The following is a 4,553-nucleotide window of genomic DNA, read 5'->3' on the forward strand; positions in this document are numbered from 1 at the left end:
TTGGCCTTGCAGTTGCTGGTGCAGTTCGGCAATTGCCTGATGGCCAGTGAAATAGGCCACCAGGCGCTTATCGCCCGGCGCGTCCTCCCGCACGATCACGGCGGCATCGCGAACCCCCGGACACTCGCCCAGACGCGCCTCGATCTCGCCCAGCTCGATACGGAAGCCACGCAGCTTGACCTGCTGGTCGGCACGGCCCAGGTAACGCAGGGTACCGTCGGCCTGCCAGCTCACCAGGTCGCCGCTGCGGTACATCGTGCCGCCGTTGAACGGATCGGGCAGGAAGCGCTCAGCCGTCAGTTCCGGCTGGCCCAGGTAGCCCAGGGCCACGCCGTCACCGGCGATATACAACTCGCCCACCGCCCCCACTGGCAGCAGTTGCTGGCGGGCATCGAGCACATAGCAGCGGCTGTTGCCGATCGGCTTGCCAATCGGGATGCTGCCCTCGCCCACCACGGTGATTTCGTGGGTGGTGCTGAAAGTAGTGGCCTCGGTCGGGCCGTAGCCGTTGAGCAGGTGTTGCGGCGCGCCATCGCGCAGTACCCGGGCGATCACCGCCGGGTCCAGCACATCGCCACCGACCATCAGGTAGCGAAGCGCTCGGAACGCTGGCAGCAGGTCGTCGGCGAACTGGTGGAACAGGCCAGCGGTCAGCCACAGCACGGTGACGCCCTGGTCCAGCAGCACTTCGCGCAGGCCCTGGCGCGACAGCACCGTGTCCTGGTCGATCACCACCACCGCGCCGCCGTTGAGCAGTGGCGCCCAGACTTCCAGGGTGCTGGCGTCGAACGCCGGGTTGGAGGCGAAGGCCACGCGGTCCTGGCTGTTGAAATCGGCAAAGCCGTTGTTGATCACCAGGCGCACGATGGCCCGGTGCGGCACCTGCACGCCCTTCGGCGTGCCGGTGGAGCCGGAGGTGTACATGATGTACGCCGCGCTGCCGGCGTCCACCGCCAGGCCCAGCGGCGCATCCGCGTAACCGCTCAGGTCGAGGCGGTCGAGTTCGACCCGGCGCGCGCCCTCCACTTGCGGCTGGTCGCTGTGGGTCAGCACCAGCCGCGCCTGGCTGTCGGCCACCATGAACGCCTGGCGCTCGGCCGGGGCGTTGCCGTCCAGCGGCACGAACACCGCCGCGCATTTGCTCACCGCCAGCTGGGCCGCCAGCAGGTCGAACGAACGTGGCAGCAGCAAGGCTACCCGATCGCCAGCCCGCACGCCCTGTTCGAGCAGGAAATAGGCCAGGCGATTGGCCTGGGCCTCGAGCTGGGCGAAGGTCCATCGACGCTGACCCTGGACCACCGCCAGCGCATCCGGCGAATTCACGGTCTGGGCCTCGAACAATCGGTGCACGGCCAGTTCACGCGGATATTCACGCGCCGTGGCGTTGAACTGCCGCAGCACGCGTTCGCGCTCTGCTTCCGGCACGCGATGGAGGCTGTTCAGCGCGCTCCTCGGCGTCTGTTCCAACGCCGTGACCAGTTGCAACAGCGCCATGCGCAGCAGCTGGCAGACCCGGCCACCGTCCACGGGGGCCACGGCCTGCACCGTCAGTCTGAAGTCATTACCGTAATCGTCGACACTGACCACCAGCGGATAGTTGCTGCGCTCTTGCGCGCTCAGCAGTTCGATCCCGTCCCAAGCTGGCCCCACGGCCGGTTTACCGGCACTGTGGCGATAGTTCAGCAAACTGCTGAACAGCGCCTGGGACGCCGGTACGCCACTGCAACGCTGGGCCAGGGCCAGGGACGCCTGTTCGTGCGCCAGCAGGCGCGCCAGGCGCTGATGGGTCAGGCGGACCCCGTCGGCTACGCCCGCAGCCCCCACGCTGACCCTCAGCGGCAAGGTATTGATGAACATGCCCAGCGCCCGGTCGGCGCCCTCGCCGCCCAGCAGGCGACCAAGCAGCACGGTGCCGAACACCACGTCCTCGCGGCCGGACAACTGCGCCAGCACCTGGCCCCAGGCCTGGTGCACCAGGCTGGCGACGCTGACCCCGAGCGCCCTGGCCTGGCCACGCAGACGAGCCCCCAGTTCCGGCTCCAGCGGCTGGCGGCTTTCACTGACCAGGCCCGTATCGACCTGGGCCTCGCGCAAACCGAACACCTCGGTCGGTTCGTCGATATCGCCCAGCAGCTCGCGGAACAGCGCCTCGTCGGCCTGCGGGTCGGCGCCCAGACGCGCCTGGGCCACGTAGTTGCGGTACGGCACGCTGTCCGGCAGCGCCGTCTGCCCTTGCAGCAAGGTACCGATTTCGGCCACCAGCTGCTCCACGGCAGTGTGGTCGAGGAGGATATGGTGCAGCAGCAGGGTCGCCTCCAGGTGACCGGCCTGGACCTGGCTGCTCAGGCGCAACAGTGGCGCCTGCCCCAGGTCGAGCCGCAGTGTCTCCAGCGCCGGGCTCGGCACCAGCGGCGCCTCGCGCCAGACCACCTGCACCGCCTCGTCCAGGCCCTGCCAGTGCAGGCTGGTGCGCAGGATATCGTGGCGGGCGATGACCTGGTTCAGCGCCGCAACGAACGCGTCCAGCTCGGCCTGACCGGCAAAGGCGAAACGCGCCTGCACCACGTAGGGGTCGGCGCCTTCGCTGGCCAGGTGATGGTAGAGAATGCCCTGCTGCAACGGCGCCAGGCCGTAGATGTCCTGGACATTTTCCACGCCGCCGGGGATATGGCGCACCAGCGCATCGATGGCGTCCTGGTCGAGACTGGCCAGGGGCAGCATGTCCGGAGTGATCCGCGTGCAAGCGACGGGGATGCGGTTGGCCGGCACGGCGACAGTCGCCCGAGCACCCACCGACGCCGCCAGCGCCGCCAGCGCCGCCAGTGTGGGCTGGCTGAACAGCACCCGCACATCGGCTTGCAGCGCCTGCTGGCGCATGCGTTCGACCAGACGCACCGCCAGCAGCGAATGGCCGCCCAATTCAAAGAAGTTGTCGTCACGCCCCACCGCCTCGACACCGAGCAGATCCGTCCAGATCGCCGCCAGGGCGGTCTCGACCGGCCCCTCGGGAGCCTGGTACTGCCGCATCGGTGCTTCGGGCGCCGGCAGGGCCTTGCGGTCGACCTTGCCATTGGGCGTCAACGGCATGGCCTCGAGGTGAATGAACAGCGCCGGCACCATGTACTCGGGCAATTGGCCCAGCAGATGCTCACGCAGGTCTTGCGCGACCTGGGCCTGACCGCTGTGGTAGGCCACCAGGCGTGGGCCGCTGTGCGGATGCTCGTGAACCAGCACCAGCGCCTCGCGCACGCCAGGCAGGCGGTTCAGGCAGGCCTCGATCTCGCCCGGTTCGATGCGCAGGCCGCGCAGCTTGATCTGGTGGTCGTTACGGCCAAGGAACGCAAGGCTCCCGTCCGCGCGCTGACGCACCAGGTCACCGCTGCGGTACAGGCGCTCACCCTTGACGAACGGACTGTCGATAAAGCGCTCGGCCTGCTGCCCTGCCAGGCCCAGATAGCCCCGCGCCACCCCCGCGCCACTGATGTGCAGGTGCCCGGCCACGCCCCACGGCAGTGGCTGGTCGGCGTCGTCCAGGACGTACAGACGGGTATTGTCGATGGGCCGGCCGATCGGCAGTGCGCCGTGGGGCAAAGGTTGTCCTGGCTCCAGGGTGAAGACAGTGCAGTCGACCGTGGTTTCGGTGGGTCCGTAGACGTTGTGCAGGCGCACCTGAGGCAAGCGCTCGCGCACCTGGCGTGCCAGGGATTCGGTCAGCTCACCGCCACCGCAGACGATATCGGTCAGGCTGGCGCACTGCGCGCTGCGCGTCTGCTCGACGAACTGCTGCAACAGCGCCGGCACGAACTGCACCACGCTGACCTGCCGTTCAATGATCTCCCGTGCGACATAATCCGCGTCGCGCTGGCCGTCCGGTCGCGCCAGCACCAGAAGCAACCCGCTGCCCAGCGGCCAGAACAGCTCCCACACCGAGGCGTCGAAACTGATCGGCGTCTTGTGCAGCAGCGCGCCGTCGGCGCGGGTCGGGCACAGCCCCGCGGCCCAGCGCACCAGGTTGACCACGCTGCGGTGCTCGACCATCACCCCCTTTGGCATGCCGGTGGAGCCAGAGGTGTAGATCACATAGGCCAGGTGCCGTGGGGTGAGCCCGGTCACCCGTGGGCAGGTGGCCGGCAAGGCTTCCCAGCTCGGCTGGTCGAGGTCGACCCGTGGCACCGCCACCTCGCCCGGTACCTCGCGGGTAGCGCTGTGGACCAGCACCGCCAATGGCGCGCTGTCTTCGAGCATATGACGGATACGCCCGGCCGGGTAACCCGGGTCGAGCGGCACGTAGGCGCCACCGGCCTTGAGGATGGCCAGCAGGCCAACCACCATCGAAACGCTGCGTTCGACGCAAATCGCCACCCGGTCGTCGGGCTTGACCCCGAGTTCGATCAGATGGTGGGCCAGGCGGTTGGCCTGCTCGTCGAGTTGCCGATAGCTCAGTCGCTCGCCATCGGTCTCCACCGCGACGGCGTCGGGGCGCAGCTGCGCCTGGTGTTCGAACAGGGCGTGCAGCGGCAGGTCCAGGTCATGGTCGACCGCCGTGTCATTGC

At 68.6% G+C, this 4,553-nt stretch carries 1 protein-coding gene; it reads right to left on the reverse strand.

The window, feature by feature from the left end:
• Positions 1 to 4,553, reverse strand: a 4,553-nt coding sequence (locus tag CC207_RS28145) for a non-ribosomal peptide synthetase (protein WP_256582365.1), incomplete at both ends; no start/stop codon positions are given.

Source organism: Pseudomonas sp. DrBHI1 (genome assembly GCF_002205115.1).
GTDB classification, from domain to species: Bacteria; Pseudomonadota; Gammaproteobacteria; order Pseudomonadales; family Pseudomonadaceae; genus Aquipseudomonas; species Aquipseudomonas mosselii.